This is a genomic window from Streptococcus sp. HF-100, assembly GCF_015594635.1.
Taxonomy (GTDB): Bacteria; Bacillota; Bacilli; order Lactobacillales; family Streptococcaceae; genus Streptococcus; species Streptococcus vaginalis.
The window spans coordinates 51,992-77,987 of sequence record NZ_JADNQV010000004.1; the positions used below are offsets into that span (position 1 = coordinate 51,992).

General features: G+C 39.6%; 22 protein-coding genes. 1 reads left to right on the plus strand and 21 read right to left on the minus strand.

Annotation, left to right across the window (positions count from 1 at the left end; translation table 11 throughout):
* Positions 1 to 75: 75 nt before the first annotated feature.
* The 14 genes from IYQ23_RS04985 to truA all read right to left on the minus strand — a co-directional run bounded on the left by IYQ23_RS04985 (position 76) and on the right by truA (position 16,758).
* Positions 76 to 999 (minus strand): ATP-binding cassette domain-containing protein, encoded by a 924-nt coding sequence (locus IYQ23_RS04985; protein ID WP_195674277.1) that lies wholly within the window; start codon positions 997 to 999, stop codon positions 76 to 78.
* 10 nt (positions 1,000 to 1,009) lie between these two features.
* Entirely contained in the window at positions 1,010 to 2,077 is a 1,068-nt protein-coding gene (locus tag IYQ23_RS04990) for an ABC transporter ATP-binding protein (protein ID WP_049507327.1), read from the minus strand.
* Between the two features lie 8 nt (positions 2,078 to 2,085).
* Positions 2,086 to 3,012 carry an oligopeptide ABC transporter permease OppC gene (gene oppC, locus IYQ23_RS04995; protein ID WP_003026180.1) on the minus strand — a complete coding sequence of 309 codons (927 nt, stop codon included), beginning with the start codon at positions 3,010 to 3,012 and terminating at the stop codon, positions 2,086 to 2,088.
* Positions 3,012 to 4,508 carry an ABC transporter permease gene (locus IYQ23_RS05000; RefSeq protein ID WP_049507325.1) on the minus strand — a complete coding sequence of 499 codons (1,497 nt, stop codon included), beginning with the start codon at positions 4,506 to 4,508 and terminating at the stop codon, positions 3,012 to 3,014. Before IYQ23_RS05000 ends, oppC begins: the two co-directional genes overlap by 1 nt.
* A gap of 376 nt (positions 4,509 to 4,884) precedes the next feature.
* The gene (locus IYQ23_RS05005; protein ID WP_195674278.1) at positions 4,885 to 6,864 is read right to left on the minus strand and encodes a peptide ABC transporter substrate-binding protein; all 1,980 of its coding nucleotides are present in this window, start codon (positions 6,862 to 6,864) and stop codon (positions 4,885 to 4,887) included.
* 197 nt (positions 6,865 to 7,061) lie between these two features.
* Positions 7,062 to 9,038: a peptide ABC transporter substrate-binding protein gene (locus IYQ23_RS05010; protein WP_195674279.1), complete on the minus strand. Its 1,977-nt coding sequence runs from the start codon at positions 9,036 to 9,038 to the stop codon at positions 7,062 to 7,064.
* 164 nt (positions 9,039 to 9,202) lie between these two features.
* Positions 9,203 to 9,886: a B3/4 domain-containing protein gene (locus IYQ23_RS05015; RefSeq protein WP_229311949.1), complete on the minus strand. Its 684-nt coding sequence runs from the start codon at positions 9,884 to 9,886 to the stop codon at positions 9,203 to 9,205.
* Between the two features lie 233 nt (positions 9,887 to 10,119).
* Entirely contained in the window at positions 10,120 to 11,730 is a 1,611-nt protein-coding gene (locus IYQ23_RS05020) for a CTP synthase (protein ID WP_126467591.1), read from the minus strand.
* 182 nt (positions 11,731 to 11,912) lie between these two features.
* Positions 11,913 to 12,500 (minus strand): DNA-directed RNA polymerase subunit delta, encoded by a 588-nt coding sequence (gene rpoE / locus IYQ23_RS05025; protein WP_003031757.1) that lies wholly within the window; start codon positions 12,498 to 12,500, stop codon positions 11,913 to 11,915.
* Positions 12,501 to 12,737: 237 nt separating this feature from the next.
* Positions 12,738 to 14,021, minus strand: coding sequence for a trigger factor (tig, locus tag IYQ23_RS05030; protein WP_195674281.1), 1,284 nt, complete (start codon positions 14,019 to 14,021; stop codon positions 12,738 to 12,740).
* Positions 14,022 to 14,139: 118 nt separating this feature from the next.
* Positions 14,140 to 14,703, minus strand: coding sequence for a TIGR01440 family protein (locus tag IYQ23_RS05035; RefSeq protein ID WP_117644837.1), 564 nt, complete (start codon positions 14,701 to 14,703; stop codon positions 14,140 to 14,142).
* Between the two features lie 97 nt (positions 14,704 to 14,800).
* Entirely contained in the window at positions 14,801 to 15,268 is a 468-nt protein-coding gene (locus IYQ23_RS05040) for an ECF transporter S component (protein WP_117644836.1), read from the minus strand.
* Complete coding sequence (locus IYQ23_RS05045) at positions 15,246 to 16,019, minus strand: bifunctional hydroxymethylpyrimidine kinase/phosphomethylpyrimidine kinase (RefSeq protein WP_195674282.1); 774 nt, start codon at positions 16,017 to 16,019, stop codon at positions 15,246 to 15,248. The genes IYQ23_RS05040 and IYQ23_RS05045 overlap by 23 nt, the downstream gene beginning before the upstream one ends.
* The gene (gene truA, locus IYQ23_RS05050) at positions 16,009 to 16,758 is read right to left on the minus strand and encodes a tRNA pseudouridine(38-40) synthase TruA (RefSeq protein WP_195674283.1); all 750 of its coding nucleotides are present in this window, start codon (positions 16,756 to 16,758) and stop codon (positions 16,009 to 16,011) included. Before truA ends, IYQ23_RS05045 begins: the two co-directional genes overlap by 11 nt.
* 123 nt (positions 16,759 to 16,881) lie before the next feature.
* Here truA and IYQ23_RS05055 point away from each other — a divergent pair, with 123 nt between their 5' ends.
* Positions 16,882 to 17,361, plus strand: coding sequence for an NUDIX hydrolase (locus IYQ23_RS05055; protein WP_070241968.1), 480 nt, complete (start codon positions 16,882 to 16,884; stop codon positions 17,359 to 17,361).
* Between the two features lie 12 nt (positions 17,362 to 17,373).
* Here the strand turns inward: IYQ23_RS05055 and dnaJ are convergent, their stop codons facing one another.
* The 7 genes from dnaJ to IYQ23_RS05090 form a co-directional block, all read right to left on the minus strand.
* On the minus strand, positions 17,374 to 18,510 hold the full coding sequence (gene dnaJ, locus IYQ23_RS05060; RefSeq protein ID WP_126467599.1) for a molecular chaperone DnaJ: 1,137 nt from the start codon (positions 18,508 to 18,510) through the stop codon (positions 17,374 to 17,376).
* A 476-nt stretch (positions 18,511 to 18,986) separates the two neighbouring features.
* A complete protein-coding gene (dnaK, locus tag IYQ23_RS05065; RefSeq protein ID WP_195674284.1) occupies positions 18,987 to 20,819 on the minus strand; it encodes a molecular chaperone DnaK in 1,833 nt (610 codons plus the stop codon).
* Positions 20,820 to 21,030: 211 nt separating this feature from the next.
* Positions 21,031 to 21,561 (minus strand): nucleotide exchange factor GrpE, encoded by a 531-nt coding sequence (gene grpE, locus IYQ23_RS05070; protein ID WP_195674285.1) that lies wholly within the window; start codon positions 21,559 to 21,561, stop codon positions 21,031 to 21,033.
* A gap of 60 nt (positions 21,562 to 21,621) precedes the next feature.
* On the minus strand, positions 21,622 to 22,656 hold the full coding sequence (hrcA, locus tag IYQ23_RS05075) for a heat-inducible transcriptional repressor HrcA (RefSeq protein ID WP_195674286.1): 1,035 nt from the start codon (positions 22,654 to 22,656) through the stop codon (positions 21,622 to 21,624).
* 266 nt (positions 22,657 to 22,922) lie between these two features.
* Complete coding sequence (locus IYQ23_RS05080) at positions 22,923 to 23,618, minus strand: histidine phosphatase family protein (RefSeq protein WP_195674287.1); 696 nt, start codon at positions 23,616 to 23,618, stop codon at positions 22,923 to 22,925.
* A gap of 141 nt (positions 23,619 to 23,759) precedes the next feature.
* A complete protein-coding gene (locus IYQ23_RS05085; protein ID WP_195674288.1) occupies positions 23,760 to 24,449 on the minus strand; it encodes a histidine phosphatase family protein in 690 nt (229 codons plus the stop codon).
* A gap of 202 nt (positions 24,450 to 24,651) precedes the next feature.
* Positions 24,652 to 25,989 carry a PFL family protein gene (locus IYQ23_RS05090; protein WP_003026211.1) on the minus strand — a complete coding sequence of 446 codons (1,338 nt, stop codon included), beginning with the start codon at positions 25,987 to 25,989 and terminating at the stop codon, positions 24,652 to 24,654.
* Positions 25,990 to 25,996: the final 7 nt, after the last annotated feature.

A 25,996-nucleotide genomic window follows, 5' to 3' on the forward strand; every position in this document is an offset into this window, starting at 1 on the left:
GTTCATTCCTTAATTTTAACTAGAGACTAAGTTCTTATTTAACCTCTTTAATTGTCAACAAAGTTGAAGATCTATTTACAATTCTTTTTTATACTTTTCAACTTCTGCTTTATTAGCCCAGACAAAGTGTCCTGGACGAATTTCAACCATTTCTGGCTTATCTACTGAATAATCATGTTGAGCAGCATCATAAACCTTCAATACTTTCTTCCGCTCCAATATTGGGTCTGGAATTGGGACAGCAGATAGCAATGACTGCGTATAAGGATGGATTGGATTATTGAAGAGTTCTTCTGTTTCAGCCACTTCAACAATCACACCCTTATAAATAACAGCAATACGGTCTGAGATAAAACGTACAACTGATAAATCATGGGCAATGAAAAGATAAGTCAAGCCTAGATCTTTTTGGAATTTCTTAAGAAGATTCAAAACTTGCGCGCGCACAGAGACGTCAAGCGCTGAAATCGGCTCATCTGCAATGACAAAATCTGGTTCCATAACAAGCGCACGGGCAATCCCAATCCGCTGACGTTGACCACCAGAAAATTCATGCGGGTAACGTGTTAAATGCTCTGATAACAATCCAACTTCATGAATAATATCTTTCACTTTTTTCTTGCGTTCTTCTTCATCTTTAAATAAATGGAAATTATACAAGCCTTCCGAAATGATATAATCAACTGTCGCACGTTCATTCAAACTAGCAGCAGGGTCTTGGAAAATCATTTGAATTTTACGAATGATTTCTGACTCTTCTTCTTTTGATCTTTTGCCATTGATTTTTTTCCCTTCAAAGAAAATCTCTCCATGACTCGTATCATTTAAACCAATAATCGCACGACCAATTGTCGTTTTACCAGAACCAGATTCTCCTACAAGTGAAAACGTTTCTCCTTTATTGATAAAGAAATTAGCATTTTTAACAGCAACAAATTTCTTGCTTCCCTCACCGAAGGAAATTTCCAAATCTTTAACTTCTACTAATTTTTCAGGCATTTCCTTCCTCCTAGGCGTCTAAATGGGCAAAGCCCATTTTTGAGCTAATTTTTTCGTGTAAATCATCAATAACAGCTGGCTTATTCACTTTTGGAGCATTCTCATGTAACAACCATGTTTTTGCCCAGTGGGTATCCGTTACATAGATTTGAGGTGGCTTCTCTTCAAAATCAATTTCCATAGCATAATCTGAACGCAAGGCAAATGCATCTCCTTGCAATTGTGAATAAAGAGATGGCGGCGTTCCAGGAATTGAATACAACTCACCCTTATCATCTGCCAACTGTGGTAAACTTGATAGCAAGCTCCAAGTATAAGGATGACGTGGATCGTAAAAGACTTCTTCTACTGTTCCGTATTCAACGATTTCACCAGCATACATGACCGCAACCTTATCTGCAATACTTGCTACCACTCCCAGGTCGTGGGTGATAAAAATAGTTGTAAATTCATATTCTTGCTGCAAAGATTTCAACAAATCAATGATTTGTGCCTGAATCGTAACGTCAAGCGCTGTCGTTGGTTCATCACAGATAAGGATATCAGGTCGACAAGCAAGCGCAATAGCGATAACAATCCGCTGACGCATTCCTCCTGAATATTGGAATGGGTATTCATTAAAACGCTTTTCAGCATCAGGAATGCCGACCTTATTCATATAGTCAACAGCCATTTCTTTTGCTTCTTTTGGCGTTTTCTTTTGATGCTTGATAATCACTTCTGTAATTTGGCTACCAATTGTGTTAATAGGGTCCAAACTCGTCATCGGATCTTGGAAGATTGTCGCAATTTTAACACCGCGTATAGGTTCCCAATCTTTATTAGACTTCAATTTTGTCAAATCTTGTCCACGGTAATCAATCGTTCCTTGAGCAACTCGACCATTTTCCTCTAACATTCCTGTAAATGTCTTTGTCAAAACAGACTTACCAGAACCAGATTCTCCTACAAGTGCAAGAACCTCACCTTCGATAAGGTCAAGCGAAACACCACGAATGGCTGTTAAGACTTTATCACGAACGTCAAATTCCACGACAATATCGCGAGCAGTCAATATTACATTTTTTTCTTGTGTCATATTTACTCCTATCTATGTGTACGTGGATCACTAGCGTCCGCTAAGTTTTGACCGACAACGAACAATGAAAGAGAAACCAAAATCAAGGTTGTCAATGGAATCCAGAAAAGATACGCATTTGTTGTCACGTTTTGTGAATAATCTGAAATTAACCGTCCCAAACTTGGTACTGTGACAGGAAGCCCTAAACCAAAGAACGATAGAAACGCTTCATAAGAAATGAAACTTGGAAGCAGTTGCGAAGCCGTGGTCACAATAACAGAAACCAATTGTGGCATGATGTTTTTCACGATGATTTTCAGTGTTGGCGTACCCAAAGTTCGGCTGGCAAGGTTATATTCCAAGTCGCGATAACGCATGATTTGGATACGAATCGTATAAGCAATCCCAACCCAACCTGTGATGGTCATAGCAAAAATCAAGTTCCAGAAACCAGCACCAATTGAATAAGTCAAGACAATGACAATCAAGAGAGAAGGGATGTTAGAAATGATATTATACACTTCCATCATGATACGGTCAACGGTTTTTGAAATTCCCCAGATACCGCCAATCACAATACCAATAACTAAGTTAATCACGGTTGCAATGACAGAAATGAGGATGGAGTTACGAGCTCCAAACCATACTCCGTCAAAAAGAGATTTCCCGTTGCTATCTGTACCAAACCAATATTGACCGTTTGGTTTAATATAACGCGCACCGAAATCATTCACCTTGCTGACATCGTTAAAGTCAAAATCTGAAAAAATCGGATAAATGAAACTCATCAAAATAATAGCGACCAAAATTCCCAACATGATAACTGTTGATTTCTTTTTTAGGAACTGACGCATAACTGATTTCCAGTAAGAATAGGCTGGAGCATCAATTGTTTCAGAGGCAAAATCATCGCGTTTGACAAATTGGAACTTAGTCTTATCAATTGTAGCCATTATTTACCTCCTTTTGATGTTAATTTAATACGTGGGTCAAGTACTGTCATCAGAATATCACCCAATAGAAGAGCGAAGATAGAAAGACAAGTAAAGATAAAGACAAGACCAACGACCATAGAATTGTTTGAAGCTTTAACAGAGTCAATCAACATCTTACCCATACCAGGGAAAGCAAAGACTGTTTCAGTCAAAGTTGCACCTGTAATAACCCCAATAACTGAGTTTGGAATGCTGGATACAAGTGGCACCATGGCATTTTTGAAAATATGTTTATTAGAAATTTCTTTTTCAGAAAGACCTTTTGCACGTGCAAAACGAACAAAATCTTGTGATTGCAAGTCAATCATATAACGGCGAATCCACACTGCTGTCCAAGGCGCACTCAAGAGTCCAAGAATAACTGCCGGCAGCACATAAGAGCGCCAATCACCTGCTCCCAAAATAGGGAATGAATCAGGCAAGCCAATTGCTGAGCCAATCAACCGAATGATATAAACCAAGGCAATAGTTGGCAGTGACATTAAGAAAGTCAAAGCACCGGTTGAAATACTATCAAACAATGTATTCTTAAAGCGAGCCATGTAAGATCCAAGTGGAACGGCGATTAAGTATGACAAGGCCAAACCAATCAACCCAACAATAGAAGAGCTCACAATCATAGATGGATATTGATAATTGCTCTCTGTCGCCGTATAAGGATCATCTTTTCCGTAATTAGCAACATCGCGTGCATCGGCTTGTTTTGGAGACTTATATGTACGTGTATAAATATTAACAGATGATGTTTTCTTTCCTGTTGGAAATTGAACTTCTGATGTTTTCGTTTGACCTTGCCCTTGTGAAATAACCTGTAAAACAGGAAGATTAGCATAGGTCGGATAAGAAGTTCCTAGATTTAATCTTACAAAATTTTGGTGAATAAATGGAAACTGACTATTGAAATATAATAAATATTTATGTCTTGTTCCAGAACCAACAACAGACCAACCAATAGCAGGATCATTTTCAATGCGAATATAACGCTTCAAATTCGGATTAGAAGCATCTTTCACAGCACCGGTATGGTCAATTTGAATCAAATTACCATAGAAACCAAGAACGCGTTCATAGACTGGAACTTCACGAGTTGCATAAAATTGCTTGCTTTCTTTAAATTGCTGCAATTTCCAACCGCGTCCCAGCTTTTTGATGTAAGCTTCATAGATTTTTTTATTTGCATTAGTAGGTTCTACTGTTACAGAGGAATTCTCTTTACTAGCTTTTTCTTGCAATTCCTTCGTATCATAGTAGTCAATGTAACCCATGCGCTCAAAAATCGTATTTTCGTAATTGGTCTTTTTATCAGGAGTTGTCGCTATTTTGTTATAGTTTGGATCCTGTTTGAAAATCAACTTCCTAGGCACCATGGTATAGATAATGGTGTAAGTCAGCGTTGTTACCATGAAAATAGATACTAAAGAGCGTAAGATACGCATAAAAATATATTTCTTCATTTACCGTTTCCTTTAAAATCCCAAAAGAACTTTCCCTCCTGTTAGAGAAAGTTCGGATGAGAAGTTTATTTTACATGATCTGCTAATTCTTTTTGTATTTTAATGATTCAGCATGAGTCACATCAGATATTCCACTTTAATAACTATGGTTAAGTTATTAAACATAACCTGTCAGCCAAGACCGAAGGAACTGATAGAGAAATGCCACGCGTCACGACAAATACCTATTTTCAATTTTAGAATACCTTCAATTTTTAAACTGATTGTTTAAAATTATATCACAATTCTGGTTAATTGTAAAATCAATTGTCAGAATATTTTTATCATAATTGAACTTTTTTTGTTTTTCTGTTAAATTTTATCTAATTTTTTTCAATTATTTAACATGATCTGCAAGTTCTTCTTGAGCCTTTTTATTAGATTCTGTGCGCTTTTTATTCCATTTTTCCATTGCCTTCTTGTATTGATTTTGAGTCACAGGCTCATCTTGGATTTCAAGGTATTTATAGAGAATTGTTTCACTATTTCCCTTGTTTCCTGACCAAGCAAAGGCATTACTAAATGGTACTGTACGAGAAAGAATTGGGCGACCCGTTAGTGTTGTTGTTGGAATGACCAATGCATTATCAGTCAACCAAGCTTGGGCTGCAGCATATTTTTCATAGCGTGCATTCGTATTGTTGGTTTCTTTTTCAGCCTCATTCAACAACTTTTCATATTCGTTCATACCAACTTGTGCTGCAGCAGCGTTGTTCGTGCCTGCATCAAATCCTAGATAGGTCTTAGTGCTTTCACCGCTTGAAGGTTTGATAACATCAAGATAGGTAGATGGGTCTTGGAAGTCTGGACTCCAACCAACATTATCAGAAAGATCCCAATCTTCTGCCGCTGCGGATTCGGCAAAGTAAGTGATATTATTCACGTCGTCTTTAGACATTTGTTGAATATCAATCACAACATTTTCTTTCCCAAGATTTTTTTCAATAGATTGTTTCAATGATTGCACACGTTGAACTTTATTAGTTGCTGTTTGGTCAACTGGCATATCAATGTGGATTGGGAATTGAACGCCATCTGCTTGAAGCGCTGCTTTCGCTTTCGCTAATTTTTCTTTAGCTTTAGTTGGATTATAAAGCCCATCTTGCGCATCATTTAAGTTGACATCTTTCCAACTTTCATCGTAGCCAATCAATTTTTCTTTGACCATTTCTCCAAAGCTCTTGTCATCTGTTTGAACAAACGTTGGTGGTACAAAGAGATTACGGAGCATCTTCGTCGCACCGTCTTTACCATTCACCTGTGATGCATAAGCAGTGCGGTCAAATGCAAAGGTAATCGCTTGACGGAAATCCTTGTTTAGCAAAGCTTTCTTAGTAGAAGTTTTTTGAGCATCTGTTGTCTTTGAAGTGTGATTGTAAGATTGACGATCAATATTTGTAGCTACTAAGTAAGTTGTTGCATCTTGTGGAGTATAAACGATGTTGTTTTTGTATTTCTTGCTGACAGAAGCATAACTTGGGCTAGTTGGAAATACTTTAGCATTGGTAAATGAGCCATCACTAAATCCTTTAGCAAGTTTGTCTTGGTCTTGACCATCATAGTAAGACAGCTTGATGTTGTCAATGTGCACATTTTTCTTATCCCAGTAGTTTGGATTTTTAGCAAATTCAACAGACGATTTCGCTGTGATAGATTTCAGCAAGTATGGACCATTATAAAGAAGACTAGATGGGTCTGTTGCTTGTGCAAATTTATTGCCTTTTGATTTCAAAAATTCTGCATTAACTGGTGCTAGAACGCCCATTGTTGTTTTAGAATTCCAAAAGCTTTCTGGTCGATTAAGCGTGTATTGAACCGTGTAATCATCAACTGCTTTGATACCGACAGAAGAGAAATCTTTATTTTCACCCTTCATGTAAGCATCCAAGCCTTTAACAGAATCTTGCACCAAGTAAATAGCATCAGATTTATTATCCGCAGCATATTTTAAGCCTGTCACAAAGTCTTGTGCCTTAACTTCTGCATACTCTTCACCCTCTGATGTGTACCATTTCACACCCTTACGAAGTGTATAAGTATAAGTCAAGCCATCCTTGGAGACTGTCCAATCCTTCGCTACAGAAGGAACTAGATTTCCGTAACGGTCATTTTCCAAGAGTCCGTCAATGACATTACTGGTAAGATTTGCAGTAGCTGCTTTCCCAGTTGTCAAATAGTTCAGGTTATCTGGATCTTGCTCATAAATATATGAGAATGTTTTGTTCCCCGAGCTTGTTTTAGAGCTAGAACAAGCTGCTAGAGCTCCTGTTGCAAGCAAGGCTAGCGCTGCAAGGGTAATGATTTTACTTTTCTTCATGAATATTCCTCCCAAAATCATTATTTTTATACATTCTAGCACACAAAATATAAAAAGTAAATAGAATTTTCTAAATTTTATGACATATTTTTTTAGACCTAGTATCAAAGGGATTATATTAATCTTACAATTTTATAGATAGAAAAAAGCAGATGAAACCCACTTTTAAGTGAGTTTTACCTGCTTTTATAAATGTATTATTTTACATGATCAGCTAATTCATCTTGAGCTTTTTTATTAGACTCGGCTTTTTCTTTTTGCCATTTCTTCTTAGCTGCTTCATAGTCTTTCTTAGTGACAGTATCGTTACCGACTTTAATGTATTTGAAGTAGGTTGAGCTACCTTTACTACCTGTTTGCGCAAATGCACCTGAGAACGGTTGAATGCGTGACACAAAAGTTCCGGCACCTGTTGAAGCCATTGTTGGTAAGACAAGTGAACTGTCTGTTAACCAAGCTTGTGCTGCTGCATATTTTTCATAACGTTTTGCAATGTCTGTTGTTTCTGCACCTGCTTCATCGACTAATTTATTATATTCGTCCAAGCCAACTGCTTTAGCACCAGCATTTTCACTACCAGAGTCAAATCCAAACCAAGTTTTCGTATTATCAGAAGCTGTTGATTTCAAAATGTCAAGATAAGTAGATGGATCTTGATAGTCGGGATTCCAACCAACAGCGCCTGAGATATCCCAGTCTTCTCCAGCTGCATTTGGAGCATAGTAAGTGACGTTGTTAAAGTCATCTTCTGACATCATGTTCAAGTCCATGACAACATTTTCTTTACCAAGTACTTTTTCAACAGACTGTTTCAAAGATTGCATACGAGCAACATAGTTCTTAGAAGTTTCTACAGTAGGAACATCTAAATGGATTGGGAATTTCACACCTTGAGCTTGCAAAGCTTCTTTTGCTTTTGCAAATTTTGCTTTTGCTTTTGTTGGATTGTACAAGCCATTTTGTGAATCAGCTAGTTTGACACCCTTCCAGTCATCGCCATAGCTTGCTAATTTTTCTTCTACAACATCACTAAATGATTTTTCACCAACTTGAACAAAATTTGATGGTACAAACATGTTACGGATTGCTGTGGCAGCGCCCTCTTTACCATTGACTTGTGCAGCGTAAGAGTCGCGGTCAAGTGCAAAGTTCAAAGCTTGACGGAAGTCTTTGTTCAACAATGCCTTTTTCGTTGAATTTTTTTCTTCATCTGTTTTCTTAGCCGTATGGTTGTAAGATTGACGGTCAATATTAAGGGCTAAAGCAGCCGTTCCAGAGCCTGCTTCTGCTGTATAGATATTGTCCTTGAATTGTTTTTCAAAAGTTGCAAAGTTTGAACTTGTTGGGAAGAGGCGTGCGTATGAGTATGCCCCATCTTTGAAATTACGAGCCAATGAGTCTTGGTCTTGACCATCATAGTAAGCAAGTTTAATGCTATCAACTTTTACTTTATCTTTATCCCAATAATGTTTGTTTTTAACATATTCTACCGCAGATTTTGCTGTGATAGCTTTCATCAAGAATGGTCCATTATAAAGGATTGAGTTAGGGTCTGTTGATTGGCCAAATTTATTTCCTTTAGATTTCAAAAATTCGGCATTGATTGGCCACATAATGGCAGAGGTTGTCTTAGAATTCCAATATGGTTCTGGCTTGTTCAATGTATACTGAACAGTATAATCATCAACTGCTTTCACACCTACCGTTGAAAAGTCTTTTGTTTGACCATTCACGTAAGCATCTAAACCTTTAATTGAGTTTTGAACCAAATAAAGCGCCTCAGATTTTTTATCGGCAGCATGTTTCAGTCCAGTTACAAAATCTTGCGCCTTGACTTCAGCATATTCTTCACCTTCTGATGTGTACCATTTGGCACCCTTACGAAGTTTATAAGTATAGGTTAAACCATCTTTTGATACAGTCCATGACTTAGCCATTGATGGTACAAGATTTCCATATTTGTCATTTTCTAACAATCCGTCAACTCCATTTGTCACAAGATCGCTAGTGGTTGCTTTTCCTGATGTTACATAATCCAAAGTTTCTGGATCACTAGAATACACATAACCAAATTTTGTTTCAGCTGAGTTCGATTTCGAACCCGAGCAAGCAGCTAAAAGACCAGACGTTAAAAGAGCTAGCCCCGCAACTGCGATGATTTTACTTTTTTTCATAGTTACCTCCGAAAAGTATGATATATTCTAATTATACTATAACTTAACAAAAAGTAAAGAATTTTCAAACAAATCTTTTACTAAAAAATGTGATTGTATTCCAAATGCTTTCAAACAACGGACTCACTTCTCGTATCCTATTGATGGATACATTGCTTTTTAGGTTATTTCCCCTCTGGGTGAATGACATACGTTTCAAAATCCAGATTTGGCATACATTCTGCCAAATCGTTCTCAATGCGCTTCAGTGCTTCTAAACGCATTTCAACAGATGTATGAGCATTTCCTTGAATGATAAAAATAGCATTCTTTGTCTCGTCATCAAATTTATAGTTTTCTCCGTCACGAACATCTAGCCATGCTAAAATTCCTTTTTGATCACGATAAACATAATCAGTCTGTGAAACGTGTTTTTCCGTAGATAAAATCGGTAGAAACACATCTTCTTTTTGACTAACCGTAAATTCAATTTGCCCTGCTATTTTGTCCAAATCATGCCCACCGATGGCTAATAAAGAATGTAAAGATTCAACATTATAAATATCAATAATACTATTAATATGCGGAATAGAACCACGATGTCGAATATTCCGAATAAGCGCTAAAACAGTGGGAGGATTCTTCTTGACACTGCGACCAACACTTTGCAACAAATCTTTGTAGCCCTGAATGACTGCATCATCAGACACCTCTTCCACGTCGCATTTCAAGGCCCACTTTTCCATTTCTTTTTGCTTTTCCAAAAATGAAGCGGATAAAGGCGCATGTGGATCTACATTTTTGGCAATGCCAATTACCACATTTTTAATTCCAAGCGCTACGAGACTTTCATCAAGTATAAACTTCATCATGATCTACCTCCGAATAATAATTTAGGGAATTGATTAACTATTAAATCCTTTGCAAAAAGTCTTATTTTATTGCTAAACCACCGCTTTTTATGACAATCTAGTTGTAGATTTCATTTAAAATCTTGCACCAATTTGTTATACTGATAAGACTTTCTATTTATAAAAGATATTAAAAAGACTAGAATAGGCTCCAGATTGTGATACCAATCATGGAAGCCTGTCCCATTCTATTATTTTTCACTATTTTCAACCGCAGCTGTGACAAAAGCCGTATAAAGTCCTTCTGGACGATTAGGGCGGCTGGATAATTCTGGGTGGTATTGACACGCAACGAAGAATTTATTTTCTGGAATTTCAACAATTTCCACCAGACGATTATCAGGTGAAACTCCTGAGAAGACAAATCCTGCGTCTTCAAATTGTTGACGGAATTCATTGTTAAATTCATAACGGTGGCGGTGACGACGCTGCACAACTTCTTGATTGTCATAAGCTGCAGCGGCTTTGGAACCACGTTTCAACTTAGATGGATACAGTCCTAAGCGAAGCGTTCCTCCCATGTCTTCTACATCAATCTGATCACGCATCAAATCAATAACAGGATGTTTCGTATCAGGATTTAATTCTGAAGAATTAGCATCTTCAAATCCTAACACATGGCGAGCAAACTCAACACAAGTCAACTGCATACCAAGGCAAATTCCAAGCATTGGCACATCATTTTCACGCGCATATTGAATGGTCGCAATCTTTCCTTCGGTTCCGCGATGACCAAATCCACCTGGCACAATAATACCGTCTGCATCTTTCAACAATTCGGCGACATTTTCCGTTGTGACATCATTCGCATTGACCCAATTCAGCTTGATTTCTGCATCATTGGCATAACCAGAGTGCTTGAGAGCTTCTACAACAGAGATATACGCATCTGGCAACTCCACATATTTCCCAACAAGCGCAATTTTCACTTGTTTCTTCAAGTTCATGACTTTATCAACCATAGCAGACCAATCTGTCATATCTGCTTCTGGCACGTCCAACTTCAAGTGATCACAAACGATTTGGTCCATGTTTTGTGCTTGCAAATTCAGCGGAATTTGATACAAATGTTCCACATCTAGCGACTCAATCACTGCTTCTGGTGCTACGTCACAAAATTGCGCCAATTTATTTTTAATATTTTGACCTGCTGGCTTTTCAGTGCGAATGACCAGCATATTCGGTTGAATACCCAGACCACGCAATTCTTTTACAGAATGCTGAGTGGGCTTCGTTTTCATTTCCCCAGCAGCTTTCAGATAAGGAAGCAAGGTCGTGTGAATATACATTACATTATCTGCACCGACATCTGCCTTCATTTGACGAAGCGCTTCTAAGAATGGCAAGCTTTCAATATCTCCAACAGTTCCTCCCACTTCTGTGATAATCACATCCGAATCGGTTGTCGTTGCAGCACGTTTAATCTTTTCTTTTAAAGCGTCTGTAATGTGTGGAATGACCTGGACAGTTGCTCCAAGATACTCACCTTTACGTTCTTTGCGAAGAACTTCACTATAAATCTTACCTGTTGTGACATTTGAATATTTATTTAGGTTAATATCAATAAAGCGTTCATAGTGCCCCAGATCCAAGTCTGTCTCTGCACCGTCGTCCGTCACAAATACTTCCCCGTGTTGGTAAGGACTCATCGTTCCTGGGTCGATATTGATATATGGGTCAAACTTTTGAATGGTTACCTTAAGACCACGGTTTTTCAAGAGACGACCAAGACTTGCTGCCACAATCCCTTTACCGATCGAACTAACTACACCACCTGTAACAAAAATATATTTTGTTGCCATAAATACTCCTTATCTAAAATACAACGTCCATTGCTTTTTAAGACGTGTTCATGAATAGCAAAACAAAAATAGCTCCCTAGAGCTAGGGAGCTTCGACTTCTTAAAAGAAGTGCCCGATATTATAATATCGCAGAATAAAACTTTTGTCAAATAAGAAAATAAGAATATATCATTAAATTTGACTATTCTTCATCTTCTCCATCTACTTCATCGTCAGAATAATCTTCGTCCTCTTCATTGAGTTCGACTTCTTCACCTAAATCATCAGGTGCGATTTCATTGATTTCAGCATCATACGCTTCAACTTCACTCTTCTCGTCGTCCGGATTGTCCTCGTCGTAACTTAGAGCAGGATCAGCTTCGTATGAGTCTTCATCCTCTGGATCATCATCACTGTAATCAATAGCATTTTCATCACCGTCCATAAAGGCGTTCACACGTTTCTTCTTCCGTTTCTTCGGAGTTTCTTCATCGTCTTCTTCAAGTGTGATAATTTCTTCATCCACCTCGTCAATCGCATACCATGAACGCAAGCCCCATTTGTTATCTCCAAGAGGAATGAAACTGCCGTCTACATTTAGCTCTGTATAAAAAAGTGGCAAGGCTTCACGAATATCACTATTTGATTTTTCAAGGTAATTTTGAATTTCATTGACAAGATCATTAAAATACATTTCATGATTGCGACCACGTGTTTCTAAGATAGCACGCGCTACTTCAATCATAGAAAGTTCACTTTTTTCTTGTCCAGCAAATACTTCTAATTCCAAAGTCGATCTCCTTTTAAGTCTGAGGGCTTCTGCCCTGTTGGCTCTCAAATATTTAATTTATTGAATTTTTCGCTACTTTTTATTGTACGATAAAAATCTTCTTTCGTCAAAAGAATTTTATCCTCTATTCAAGAAAATCACCATTTTTACCAAAATGACTTCCGCTTTTATATAAAAAGAAGCAAAAAGGCAATTCAGCCAATTCTCTGACTGAACTTGCCTTATGTTATCGCTCGATTATTTTACTTTTGCAGTACTTGTAATCAATTCAACGGCTTTTTTAATCACAATATCATGTTTCAACATATCTGCTGAAAGAAGTTGACGAACGCGTTCTACTTCCATATTGTAATCAGCGGCAAGAGAAGCAATTTCTGCTTCAATATCTTCATCACTTGCTTCAAATCCTTCTGCTTTCGCAACAGCTTCAATCACAAGGTTTGTCTTAGTACGTTTTTCAGCGTCAGCTTCATGTTGTTTGTGAAGATCTTCTTGCGTTGTACCAGTGATTTGGAAATACATATCTGGTGAAATACCTTGACGTTGCATGTTTCCAAGGAATTCATTTACAGAGCGGTGAACTTCTTCGTGAACCATTTCTTCTGGCAACTCAACGATTTCTGCATTTTCTACTGCAAGATCAAGCGCTGCAGATTCGACTGCGTCATCAAAAGCAATTTCTTTTGATTCAGCTAATTCTTTGCGGTATTTTTCTTTTAATTCGTCAAGTGTTTCAACATCTTCATCAATGTCTTTCGCTAGTTCATCATCTAGTTCTGGAACTTCTTTTTCTTTGACTTCGTGAATCGTAGTCACAAATTTAGCATCTTTACCTGCAAGGTCTGTTGCTTGATAGTCTTCTGGGAATGTCACGTTTACTTCTACTGTTTCACCAGCAGCATGTCCAACTAATTGATCCTCAAAACCTGGAATGAATTGACCGCTTCCAAGTTCAAGTGAGAAGTTATCTCCTTTACCACCATCAAATTCAACACCGTCAACTGTTCCAACAAAGTCAATCACAACTGTGTCGCCATTAGCAGCCTTGTCTTCTTTCAATACAAGCTCTGCTAAATTGTTGCGTTCGCGTTCAACTTTTGCGTCTACATCTGCGTCAGATACTTCTTTAGAGACATCAACAGACACTTCTAGATTTTTATATTCACCTAATTTTACTTCAGGTTTTGTAACCACTTCAGCGGTAATAGTCCAATCTTGACCTTTTTCCATAGAAGCTACGTCAAATTGTGGTTGGGCAACAACTTCAATTTCTGCTTCTTTAACTGCAGCTTCATAAGCAGCTGGGAGAAGGGCGTTCAGTGTGTCTTGGTAAAGAGCTTCTTCCCCAAATTTTTGGTTAAACACCGGACGAGGAAGATGACCTTTACGGAAACCTGGTACATTCAGAGTTTTCTTAACTGAGTTAAACACGCGATCCAATTCTGGCTTGATTTGTTCTTGACTGATTGTAAATGTCAAAACTCCGCGATTTGTTTCTTTGTTTTCAAATGATACAGACATTCTGTCATTTCTCCTTAAAATTTATTGAATACAATCAATTATACCATAAATACACGTTAATTCACAAATTTTCTAATGAAAATTTAATGATTTTCCATCAACTTGTTTATTTTTCTCTTTATGCTTTCCGAATTTTATCTTTTTGGTAAGCAGCTCGCGCTCCACCAATTAGCTTCGGACGACTGGCAAGCGCAGTCACATGCGCTTCTCCTAGTTCTCGTAAAATTGGTCGTACTGGAATTTGGACGTGCTTAATATGCATACCAATTGCTGTATCTCCGATATCCATCCCTGCTTGAGCTGTGATAAATTCCACTTCAACTGGATTATTCATATATTTAAATGCAGCCAATTGACCGCTTCCACCGGCATGCAGAGTCGGTAGGACGTTGACAATTTCTAGGTTTCGTTTTTGCGCCAATTCTTTCTCCACAACCAAAGCGCGATTCACATGTTCGCATCCTTGAACAGCTAAGTAAAGACCACGCTCGGATAACAACTCCAGCATAGTTTTTACAATAACTTCTCCCACTTCTTGGCTGGAATTTTTTCCAATATGTCCTCCAATCACCTCACTGGAAGACAAGCCCAGTACAAAAATATCACCGGAAGAAAGAGCTGATTTTTCTAAAACATCTGTTAAAATGATTTGTGTTTGTTCTCTAAGTTTTTGTAAATTCATGATCTCACCTCGTTTTAATTGTATTATAAATGATTTTTATTGCTTTTACAAACTGAAATTCTTAAAAGTAAAAAGGGCACAACGTCCCTTATTTACTTTATTTTTTCAAAATATCCACCAACAGTTTATTTAAGATTGCCCCGACGACCATTCCTAAGGTATTTTGGCAAAAGTTAGGAAATATTTCTGGAAAAGCTGCTCCCCAACCATGCATGATTGCGGAAGCAAAAGCATAACCTCCTACCATAACAAGCGTCGCCAATACTAAACCAAGATAGCGGCTTTTCCCTTTAAAACCAGCAAAATAGCCTTGCAAACCATGGAAGAACAAGCTAAAAAACATCCACTGTGGATAACCCGAAATCAAATCAATAAGAAATCCGGCTAAACCGCCAACAATTGCTCCTTCTTTTCTGCCAAAATAAAAGGCGGTAAAGAAAATTCCTGCGTCAAGAAAAGTTAAAATTCCTGTTGGGGTTGGAATTTTTAAATAATATCCCAAAACAACTGTCAAAGCAGCAATCATAGATAAAAGGACAAGTTTATGCGTCTGATTCTTTTTCATATTGAACAACTCCATATTGGTCTGAATGTTGGATAGCTTGATAAACAAATTTTTTTGAAATTTGAACAGCTTCAAAAGTTGATTTTCCTAGTAATAGCTGACTGGCAATGCTGGAAGCAAAGGTGCAGCCAGCGCCCGTGTTATTGTTTTCTAAAACAGGTGATTCCAAAATTTGAAATTGTTCGCCGTCATAAAAAACATCTATCGCTTTTTGAGCATCTAAGCGATTTCCTCCTTTGATAACAACGGATTTAGCCCCCAAAGAATGGAGATGTCTAGCTGCTTCTTTGACATCCTCCAATGTTCGCAACTCTTTTTGAGCCAAGAGTTCAGCTTCTGGTAAATTAGGCGTGATAATGTTTGTATAAGGAAAAAACTTGATGAGCTCATCTCGAAGTGCCGAAACCTCCACATCATGGGTTTCCTTGCAAACCAAGACAGGATCTAACACAACAGGAATCTCTGCATGAGCTTTCACAAAATCCAAAGCCAAATCTGCCACTTTTATATTTGGCAAAAGCCCCAGTTTAATGGCTGAGAAAGGCACATTCTTGAGAGAATTGAGCTGCTGAGCAAAGACGGTCGTGTCTACAGGAATAACCTCAAAACCTTGCTCTGTCATAGCGGTCAAGCAAGTCACCGCCACAAAACCATGCAGTTGGTTGACCGTGTAGGTTGCTAAATCAGCATGCAGTCCGCCACCACTAAAAATATCATTTCCTGATATAGCTAAAATAAAGTTATTCTTCATATCGTATCTCCTTTAGATAAAGTCCGTTTGGTGCTGCAGTCGGCCCAGCCAAATGACGATCTTTCTCTGTTAAAATTCTATCAATCTGCTCAACTGGCATTCGACCGTTGCCGATCTTCAGCAACGTTCCGACCATATTGCGGATTTGCTTATATAAAAATCCATTGCCAGAAAAAGTAAACATCAGAAAGTTGCGTTTCTCATCAAAGTCTAAGCGTGCTTCTGTAATCGTCCGAACTTTATTTTCCACACTAGTCCCTGAAGCTGTGAAACCTGTAAAATCGTGGGTTCCTTCTAACTTTGCAATAGCTGCTTCAATCAAACTCAGATCAAGCGGATAAGGATAATGGGTTGCATAATGGCGCATCATAGGATTTTTAGGGCGTCCAACATCTACTATAAATTCATAGGTCTTACTATGTTTCCAATATCTAGAATGAAAATCCTCATCCACCTCTTCTACACTGATAAAATCAATGTCCTCTGGTGTTTGCGTATCGAGTGCAAAACGCAGCTTTTCTTCGTCTCTTTTTTGCGGCAAATCAAAATGAATAACCTGCTCCAAAGCATGAACACCGCTGTCTGTGCGTCCAGCTCCATGAACGATGACAGGCTTTCCTCTATTGATTTTAGTTAAAGTCTTTTCAATCTCTTCTTGGACGCTGCGAGCATGAGGTTGCCGCTGAAAACCAGCAAAATCATGACCGTCATAAGAAATAATCGCTTTATATCGTGTCATGTGTTTATTGTAACAAGAAAAAAAGCCCCTCGCAAGACTGTAAAAACAAAACTGTCTGGGTACAGATTGGGTTTGACAAGACTGACAAAAGACTATACACTTAATTAGCTAAGGAGGAGCCAAATGGCAGAAGATATTAGTTACACAAACGGGCATCAACGCTTTCGCTATCGAGCAGCCGCTATCATTATTGAAGAGGGAGCTATTTGCTTCATGAGCAGTCCTTCCGAAGACTATCATTACTCCGTTGGTGGAGCTGTTCAATTTGGCGAAACAACCGAAGAAGCTGTTCTTCGAGAGGTTATAGAAGAAACTGGACAGCAATATGAAATTGACCGCTTGGTCTGCTTTCACGAAAATTTCTTTTCAAATTCAAACGGTGTCTTAAGAGGGTTAGATTGCCATGAAATTTGCCTATACTATCTTATGAAACCAAAAGGAAAACAATTCCAAAGTCAAATAGAGGACGAAACAGTTCACTGGATTCCTATTCAAGAATTAGAAAACCACAGGGTATTTCCAACCTTCATTCCACAGATTTTAAAAGGATTAGATATGGGAATACAGCATATCATTACAAAAAATGGAGAACAGAAAAACTGATCCCCATTTATTTTATTCTCCTTCAAAGGCATCTTTCATTTTATCAAAGAAGCCTTTCTTTTTAGGAGTAACGGTTATATTTCCAGCAGCAGCGAAATCTTTCAATGCTGCTTTTTGTTTGTCATTAAGTCCTGTCGGTGTCACAACGTTGACCGTGACATATTGGTCTCCCATGCTACCACCACGAAGGCTTGGCGCTCCTTTTCCACGAAGACGGAATCGTTTGCCTGTTTGCGTTCCTTCTGGAATGGTTAATTCCACATCTCCGTGAACAGTCGGAATTTCAACGCTATCACCTAAGGCTGCTTGAACAAAGTTGAGGTTCAGTTTGTAATAAATGGTAGAGCCATCCCGCTCAAATTTATCACTTGACTCCACCTGAACGACAACATATAGATCTCCGTACGGTCCACCATTGAAACCAGCCTCACCTTGACCAGACAAACGAACTTGTTGACCAGTTTCAACACCTGCAGGGATTTTCACATGAACACTATGGGCTTGTTTTTCATGCCCTGTCCCATGGCAGGTTTGACAAGGGTCTTTGATTTCTTGTCCGCGCCCATGGCAGACATCACAAGTGACTTGACGACGCATCATGCCAAGTGGAGTTTGCGTGTCCACATTGATGACACCAGATCCGTGACAACGACTACAAGTTATTGGGTTAGTTCCTGGTTTCGCACCCGAACCGTGACAAGTATGGCAAGTCGCCTCACGATTGTATTTAATTTCTTTATCTGTACCAAAAATCGCTTCTTCAAACTTAAGGTTGACCCGATATTGAAGGTCATCTCCTTGACGAGGTGCATTGGGATTGCGACTTGCACCACCCCCACCAAAGAAGCTAGAGAAAATATCTTCAAAGCCACCAAAGCTAGAACCATCAAAGCCACCGAAACCGCCAGCTCCACCGCCAAAGCCTCCATTAGCACCCGCAGCACCATATTGATCATAGGCTGCCCGTTTTTGCTCATCACTCAAGGTTTCATAAGCCTCTTGGACTTCTTTGTATTTCTCTTCAGCACCCGGTTCTTTATTGATGTCTGGATGATATTTTTTTGATAATTTCCGATAGGCTTTCTTAATCTCATCCTGAGATGCATTTTTAGAAACGCCTAAACGGTCGTAAAATTCTGTATTGTTCATAATATAAGATACAAAGGGCGTTAAGCGGGCACAGCCAAAATAGGAGTTTTGACGAAGAATCCAGAGATTCTAGGAAAAACTATCTTTTTGGCACAGTCCGTAGCCCGTGTTCAGTTACGAACACTCTTTGTTCCTTTCTGTTATTGTTACGAAACGAACCAATATTTATGTCGGGTTCAGTTCCTCTTTATCCAAAAACAGAGGTTGGTTTATCAACCCCTGAATTTATCTGTTACAAATCGGCTACAAGTAAGATTGAGCAAGCACTAAATTATAATCCGCAATCGTTCTTTCCAAGATGTGACAAAGGAGGTTTTAGGATTTTCCTGAGGCACTCCCATCTCATCGTTACGACGGGAGAAGACAAAGACGATTTTTTCTTTGTTTTCGAGCTAGTAAGCCGCCTAGCTCGACCGCCTTATAGTGGCAAGCGTTAGCAGATGAACTGCTTCGAGTAGCCATTTTGCTTTGGCGTCTTATTTCTCAGTAAACTCACCGTCTACGACATCATCACCTTTGTTGTCGCCTGTATTTGTTTGACTGGCTCCTTCTGCTCCTGCTTGAGCTTGTTGGGCTGCAGCCGCTTGTTCGTAAAGTTTCACAGCGAGGGCTTGAGCTTTTTCATTGAGGGCTTCAAGTTTTGATTTCATGTCATCCAAGTTGTTGTTTTCTTGGGCTTTTTTCAATTCATCAAGAGCAACTTGAGCAGCGTCACGTTCTGCATCAAAGCCTTTGCCTTCTGTTTCTTTGATTGTTTTTTCAGTTGCAAAGATAGCTTGATCCACTTCGTTACGAAGATCTACTTCTTCTTTACGTTTTTTATCTGCTTCGGCGTTTGCTTCTGCATCTTTCATCATACGGTCAATTTCTTCATCTGTCAAACCTGAATTCGATTGAATGACGATATGTTGTTCTTTTTGCGTACCAAGGTCTTTAGCCTTAACAGACACGATACCGTTTTTGTCAATATCAAATGTTACTTCAATTTGAGGGATACCACGAGGTGCAGCAGGAATGTCTGTCAATTGGAAACGTCCAAGAGTCTTGTTATCTGCTGCCATTGGGCGTTCCCCTTGAAGAACGTGGATATCCACAGCTGGTTGGTTGTCTGCTGCAGTTGAGAAGACTTGTGATTTAGATGTTGGAATCGTTGTGTTGCGGTCAATCAGTTTAGTGAAGACACCACCCATTGTTTCAATACCAAGTGACAATGGTGTTACGTCAAGCAGGACAACGTCTTTGACATCACCAGTAATGACACCACCTTGAATAGCTGCACCCATAGCAACTACTTCGTCAGGGTTTACAGATTTATTTGGTTCTTTACCAGTTTCAGCTTTTACTGCTTCCACAACGGCTGGGATACGTGTTGAACCACCAACAAGAATAACTTCATCAATTTCTGACAAGCTAAGACCAGCGTCAGACAATGCACGACGAACAGGTTCTTTTGTGCGATCCACAAGCTCACGAGTCAAGTCATCAAATTTCGCACGTGTCAAGGTCATTTCTAAGTGGAGAGGTCCAGCTTCTCCCGCAGTGATGAATGGCAAGCTGATTTGAGTAGAAGTTACACCAGAAAGGTCTTTCTTAGCTTTTTCAGCCGCATCCTTCAAACGTTGAAGAGCCATCTTGTCAGTTGACAAATCAATACCGTTTTCTTTCTTGAACTCTGCTACCATATAGTCGATAATCTTTTGGTCAAAGTCATCACCACCGAGTTTATTGTCCCCTGCAGTTGCTAGCACATCAAAGACACCGTCGCCTAATTCAAGGATTGACACGTCAAATGTACCACCACCAAGGTCAAATACAAGGATTTTTTCTTCTTTATCTGTCTTATCCAAACCATAAGCAAGAGCCGCTGCTGTTGGTTCGTTGACAATCCGTTCTACTTCAAGGCCAGCGATTTTACCAGCGTCTTTGGTTGCTTGACGTTGCGCATCGTTGAAGTAAGCAGGAACTGTGATAACTGCTTTGGTTACTTTTTCACCAAGGTAATCTTCAGCATAGCCTTTCAAGTATTGAAGAATCATAGCTGAGATTTCTTGTGGAGTATATTCTTTTCCATTTGCTGAAACTTTTTCAGAAGTTCCCATTTTTGATTTAATGGAGATAATCGTATCAGGGTTTGTCACTGCTTGACGTTTTGCTGCGTCACCAACGATGATTTCACCGTTTTTGAAAGACACAACTGACGGTGTTGTACGGTTACCTTCTGGATTTGCGATAATTTTGCTTTCAGTTCCTTCAAGAACTGCAACTGCTGAATTTGTTGTACCTAAGTCAATACCAATAATTTTGCTCATTATTTTTTCCTCTTTATTTAGAATTTCTTTTTTGATACTCTTCTTAAGTGGCGACGCCATCAGAGCTTGACTAAGTCAATCTCTTTATTAAAGTTTGTGCAGAGAGCGCCACGGCGAAGAGTATCGCCAATTGTTCGCTTCGCTCACGGTTTAGCAGAGCGAAAATATATTTTCTTTCTTCATAGTTTACCGTCGTTTCGGACGAGATTTTTTATTCTGCTACTACTACCATAGCTGGTCTTAGGAGACGTTCATGGAGTTTGTAGCCCTTTTGGAAGACTTGTGCGATGCTTCCAGCTGGGTGATCATCATCTGCCGGCACCGTCTGAATAGCCATATGGAAGTTGTGATCAAACTCACCGTCTGTCGGAACTTCTTCAATTCCTTCATCTTTAAGAGCGGCAATCAAGCTTTCTTGAACCATTTCCAGGCCTTTTTTGACATCCTCAGTCAATCCCTCAACAGCCAAGGCGCGTTCTAAGTTGTCCAACGAAGGAAGGATTGCTTTCCCTAAGTCTTGGCTACGATATTTCTGCAATTGCTGACGCTCTTCATTTGCTCGGCGCTGAATATTTTGCATTTCAGCAGCTGCACGAAGATATTTGTTTTCAAATTCGTCTGCGCGCTCATTCGCCAAGTCCAATTCGGACTTCTCAGGAGCTACCTCTGTTATTTCTTCAGACATTTCTTCTACCGAAACGTCCTCTTTTTTTGCTTCTTCTTGCTGTTTTTCTTCTGCCACTAGGCACCTCCTTATGGTATTTTAAGTATTTTTCTATCTATAACTATCAGCTCTGTCGCCTTAATGCACTTCATAATGATTGCTACTCAGATATCTATAAAAATCTGTGAGCTTCATCGTTAAAACGCGATTGACAACATTGAGTTGACTGACAACTCGCTGATAATCTAAATTGACTGGTCCAATGACCGCTAGCATGCCAAATCCTCGGTAAGGAATGAGAAATTTGCTAGAGATGAGCGTCAAATTCGCCAGACTGCTTTCTCTGCTGTCTGCCACGCGCACCGTCTGCATTTGATCTTCAGCTAAACTATCTCGAATTTCAAAAGCCACTTTTTGCAGTTGATCAAAGAATTGATAACTCTTTAGATCTGAAAAATTCAGCAACTTCACCTTACCAGATACAATGACATTTTCTTTGAAAATATCACTAAAGATATGCTCGAAAAGATCCATAACATTATCGGTCGTTGTAAAATAACGCTGGATAATTTGTGGAATCTCTGTCCGAATCTTATAGTGAATATCAAGAACTGTCTGTCCTAAGAAACGCTCTTGTATCAATTCCTTCAGCTGAATCAAATCAGCTCGCAAGAAATTACGGGGAATCATGAATTGACTGGTAATCGTATTGGACTCATCCAAAGTAAAGACTGCTAAAGCTGTATGCTGGCTGAGAATCACAATGTCAAAAGCCGTCAAGCGTTGTTGACTTGGTTCTACATCAAGTGCTACCACCGTACATCCACTTAGCGTTGAAAGAACGTCTGCTGCCTGTTGAAGAACATCCTCTAATTTGAAGAATTCATGGTCAAATGCCTTAATTACTTCGTAGAGTTCATTTTCAGCAAGACGATCAAAGGAAAGGGAATGTTTGACAAAGTATTGAAAACCTGCCACACTGGGTTTGCGCCCGCTTGATGTATGTGCTTTTTCTAAAAGACCTTGTTTTTCAAGAACAGCCATGTCATTACGAATCGTCGCGCTGCTAGACTGGATTGATTCTTGTAGGGATTTGGAGCCGACTGGCTCATGGGTCTTTGTAAAGATGTCAATGATCAAGTTTAAAATCTCATTCTGACGTTCCGTTACCATGACATCACCCCTTTCAGCTTTCAGCTGGAATATGAGATTTTCTTTTTAGCACTCTAAACACCTGAGTGCTAACTCATGATTCTATTATACACGGTTCATTTTTAAAGTCAAGGCAAAAACTCAAAAAATTAGCACTCTTTTTAATAGAGTGCTAAAAATCAGTCTGAGGACCTACAAAATATCTTATAGAAGATGTTATAAATCTTAAGCTTTCCTCAATGTTAAATAAAACCGTAGCAAATTCACACGAATTGCACTACTAAAAACTACTCTTGCTCACCGTCATCCAGTATTTTCTTGCCAACCTCACGATAAGACATATCTCCAATGCAGTCAACTGTAAACTGACCATTCTCGTATTCAATGACGGTCACACTACCATTGTCTAAACCATGCGGTCTTGTTTGGTCAATGAGGTACACAAATGTTCCAATGGTCATACCGTGGCTAACAATCAGTGCATTGCCACCACCAGCAGCTTCGATTTCTTTGGCAATATCTGAAAATCCTGCCCAAATGCGGCTGCTCAATTTTTCCCAGCTCTCAGCCCAACCAGCTGTATCAACCTCTACCAGACCCTCAGCCAACTCAGGATAACTCAATTGATGAACATGCTCTACATTGAAAACACGGGGCATCACTCCCATAAACAGCTCACCGTCGTAAGCTCCATCGAAACTACCAAAACACCATTCGCGAAGTCGTTTGTCTGTGCGATAAGGAATGCGTCCGGTTAATCCGAGTTCCTCTAGCATAATTCCCATGGTTTGAATCGTCCGCCCGCTATCGCTAGAAAAAGCTTTTGCAAATTGCAGCCCCGACTCGCGAAGTCCAATTCCTAGCTCACGAATTCCACGTTCTCCCACAGCGGTCAAAGGCGTATCAGACCACCCTTGTGCCCGACCGATGGTATTAAACATGGTTTTCCCATGGCGAACAATGTATAATCTTGTTTTTGCCATATTTTACCTCCGTTTTTCTTACTATATTATATCATTTTTTTGCAGAGAAGCATTTGAGAATGAAAGAAAAATCGGGAGTAAGACAAAAGTCACCATTCGTAAAAAATAACTTTTCTCACATTCCTGTTTTTGCGATTATTTCTATTCTTCCAATATCTTAGCACCCACTTGGCGATAAGCCATGTCTCCTAACGCTTCAATGGTGAATTTCCCATTTTCATATTCCACAACCGTTACACTGCCATTTTGCACACCAGGATTTAAAATGATAGACGGATCAATCAAACAAGCAAAGGCACCGATTGTCATACTGTGGCTGACGACAAGAGCATTGCCCCCACCAGAAGCCTCTACATCTTTTGCAATGGCTGTAAAACCTTCTAAAATACGTCCACTCAGCTTTTCCCAAGGCTCTGCCCAGCCAGCTGTATCCACTTCGACTAGACCGTCTGCCAATTCCTGCAAGGTTAGTTTCTTATAGTCTTCTACATCCAGCACTCGTGGAATCACGCCATGAAACAGATCGCCACCATAAGCACCGTCAAAACTGCCAAAACACCATTCACGAATCCGTTTGTCAAAGGTATAAGGAATTTTGCCGGTTAAGCCGAGCTCTTCAAGGACAATCCCCATGGTCTGAATCGTCCGCCCAGAATCGCTAGAAAAAGCTCTTGTAAATGCAAGTCCTGATTCTCGCAAACCAATTCCTAATTCATGAATGCCACGTTCCCCTTCAGCCGTAAGCGGCGTATCACTCCAACCTTGCGCCCGACCAATTGTATTAAACATCGTTTTTCCATGACGAATAATGTATAATTTCGTTTTTGCCATTTCAATCCCCCTTTTCAAAAGAAGAAGCTGGGACAAAAGTGCTCAGCTTCCTTTGCTTATATAGTCATAATTATAAGACGCAGTGGCTGAGTGGACTCTAATACGTTGATAAATCAACTTTTACAACCCTACTCAACCGTGCAGAGGTGGGACGATGAAATCAAGTTTCTACGAAACTACTGATTTCTGTCCCACTCTCATTTTAATTTTTAAAACTATGAATCGGTGCTGGAATTTGTCCACCACGCGCAATAAAATCAGCTGATGAAGCTTTATTGACTCTCATCACTGGCGCAGTCCCTAAAAGACCTCCAAACTCAATCATGTCGCCTTCTTTTCCTTTAGGAATAATCCGTACCGCTGTTGTTTTCTGATTGATAACCCCAATAGCGGCTTCGTCTGCAATCATAGCTGCAATCGTTTCAGAAGGCGTGTCAGCCGGAATGGCAATCATATCCAATCCAACCGAGCAAATCGCGGTCATGGCTTCTAATTTTTCTAAATTGAGAGATCCGTTTTGAACCGCTGCAATCATACCTTCGTCTTCTGAAACTGGAATGAAAGCACCAGATAAACCGCCAACTTGATTACAAGCCATAACACCGCCTTTTTTCACTTGGTCATTGAGTAGAGCCAAGGCTGCCGTTGTGCCATGCGTACCGACTGTTTCCAAGCCCATTTCTTCCAGAACACGGGCAACAGAGTCGCCGACAGCAGGTGTTGGCGCCAAGCTTAAATCAACAATCCCGAATTTAACACCCAGCCGCTCACTAGCCATCTGTCCGACAAGCTGACCGATCCGAGTGATTTTAAAGGCTGTTTTCTTGACTGTTTCCGCCACTACATCAAAACTTTCGCCACGAACTTTTTCAAGGGCACGTTTGACGACACCAGGACCAGAAACGCCTACATTGATGACGACATCAGCTTCGCCAACGCCATGAAAAGCACCCGCCATAAAAGGATTATCCTCGACCGCATTGGCAAAAACAACTAATTTCGCTGCCCCCATGTCAGAAAGTTCTGCAGTTTCCTTGATGACACGTCCCATATCTGCAACTGCTGTCATATTGATTCCTGACTTGGTGGATCCAATATTAACAGATGAGCAAACCTTATCAGTCTCCGCTAAAGCTCGCGGAATGGAGCGGATGAGGATTTCGTCCCCTTTTTGATAGCCCTTTTGCACCAGTGCAGAAAAACCACCGATAAAATCAACACCGATTTCTTTTGCTGCTCGATCCAGCGCTTTTGCTAGAAGCACATAGTTATCACTATCTGTCGCAGCACCAATCAAGGAAATCGGGGTCACCGATACACGTTTGTTCACGATGGGAATACCCAGCTCCGCAGCTATTTCATCACCAACTGCCACCAAATTTTTAGCTTTCCTTGTGATCTTTTGATAAATTTTTTCTGCTGCTCGCTCAATATCCGTATCAATACAGTCGAGAAGTGAAATCCCCATGGTAATCGTCCGAATATCAAAATTTTGCTCCTCAATCATGGAAATGGTTTCAGTAACTTGCTTTATATCCATTTTTCAC

What these genes read in the sequence shown, in the direction of transcription:
- IYQ23_RS04985 (WP_195674277.1), bottom strand. Translation starts at nt 999, where the DNA reads ATGCCTGAAAAATTAGTAGAAGTTAAAGATTTGGAAATTTCCTTCGGT.
- IYQ23_RS04990 (WP_049507327.1), bottom strand. Translation starts at nt 2,077, where the DNA reads ATGACACAAGAAAAAAATGTAATATTGACTGCTCGCGATATTGTCGTG.
- oppC (WP_003026180.1), bottom strand. Translation starts at nt 3,012, where the DNA reads ATGGCTACAATTGATAAGACTAAGTTCCAATTTGTCAAACGCGATGAT.
- IYQ23_RS05000 (WP_049507325.1), bottom strand. Translation starts at nt 4,508, where the DNA reads ATGAAGAAATATATTTTTATGCGTATCTTACGCTCTTTAGTATCTATT.
- IYQ23_RS05005 (WP_195674278.1), bottom strand. Translation starts at nt 6,864, where the DNA reads ATGAAGAAAAGTAAAATCATTACCCTTGCAGCGCTAGCCTTGCTTGCA.
- IYQ23_RS05010 (WP_195674279.1), bottom strand. Translation starts at nt 9,038, where the DNA reads ATGAAAAAAAGTAAAATCATCGCAGTTGCGGGGCTAGCTCTTTTAACG.
- IYQ23_RS05015 (WP_229311949.1), bottom strand. Translation starts at nt 9,886, where the DNA reads ATGAAGTTTATACTTGATGAAAGTCTCGTAGCGCTTGGAATTAAAAAT.
- IYQ23_RS05020 (WP_126467591.1), bottom strand. Translation starts at nt 11,730, where the DNA reads ATGGCAACAAAATATATTTTTGTTACAGGTGGTGTAGTTAGTTCGATC.
- tig (WP_195674281.1), bottom strand. Translation starts at nt 14,021, where the DNA reads ATGTCTGTATCATTTGAAAACAAAGAAACAAATCGCGGAGTTTTGACA.
- IYQ23_RS05035 (WP_117644837.1), bottom strand. Translation starts at nt 14,703, where the DNA reads ATGAATTTACAAAAACTTAGAGAACAAACACAAATCATTTTAACAGAT.
- IYQ23_RS05040 (WP_117644836.1), bottom strand. Translation starts at nt 15,268, where the DNA reads ATGAAAAAGAATCAGACGCATAAACTTGTCCTTTTATCTATGATTGCT.
- IYQ23_RS05045 (WP_195674282.1), bottom strand. Translation starts at nt 16,019, where the DNA reads ATGAAGAATAACTTTATTTTAGCTATATCAGGAAATGATATTTTTAGT.
- truA (WP_195674283.1), bottom strand. Translation starts at nt 16,758, where the DNA reads ATGACACGATATAAAGCGATTATTTCTTATGACGGTCATGATTTTGCT.
- IYQ23_RS05055 (WP_070241968.1), top strand. Translation starts at nt 16,882, where the DNA reads ATGGCAGAAGATATTAGTTACACAAACGGGCATCAACGCTTTCGCTAT.
- dnaJ (WP_126467599.1), bottom strand. Translation starts at nt 18,510, where the DNA reads ATGAACAATACAGAATTTTACGACCGTTTAGGCGTTTCTAAAAATGCA.
- dnaK (WP_195674284.1), bottom strand. Translation starts at nt 20,819, where the DNA reads ATGAGCAAAATTATTGGTATTGACTTAGGTACAACAAATTCAGCAGTT.
- hrcA (WP_195674286.1), bottom strand. Translation starts at nt 22,656, where the DNA reads ATGGTAACGGAACGTCAGAATGAGATTTTAAACTTGATCATTGACATC.
- IYQ23_RS05080 (WP_195674287.1), bottom strand. Translation starts at nt 23,618, where the DNA reads ATGGCAAAAACAAGATTATACATTGTTCGCCATGGGAAAACCATGTTT.
- IYQ23_RS05085 (WP_195674288.1), bottom strand. Translation starts at nt 24,449, where the DNA reads ATGGCAAAAACGAAATTATACATTATTCGTCATGGAAAAACGATGTTT.
- IYQ23_RS05090 (WP_003026211.1), bottom strand. Translation starts at nt 25,989, where the DNA reads ATGGATATAAAGCAAGTTACTGAAACCATTTCCATGATTGAGGAGCAA.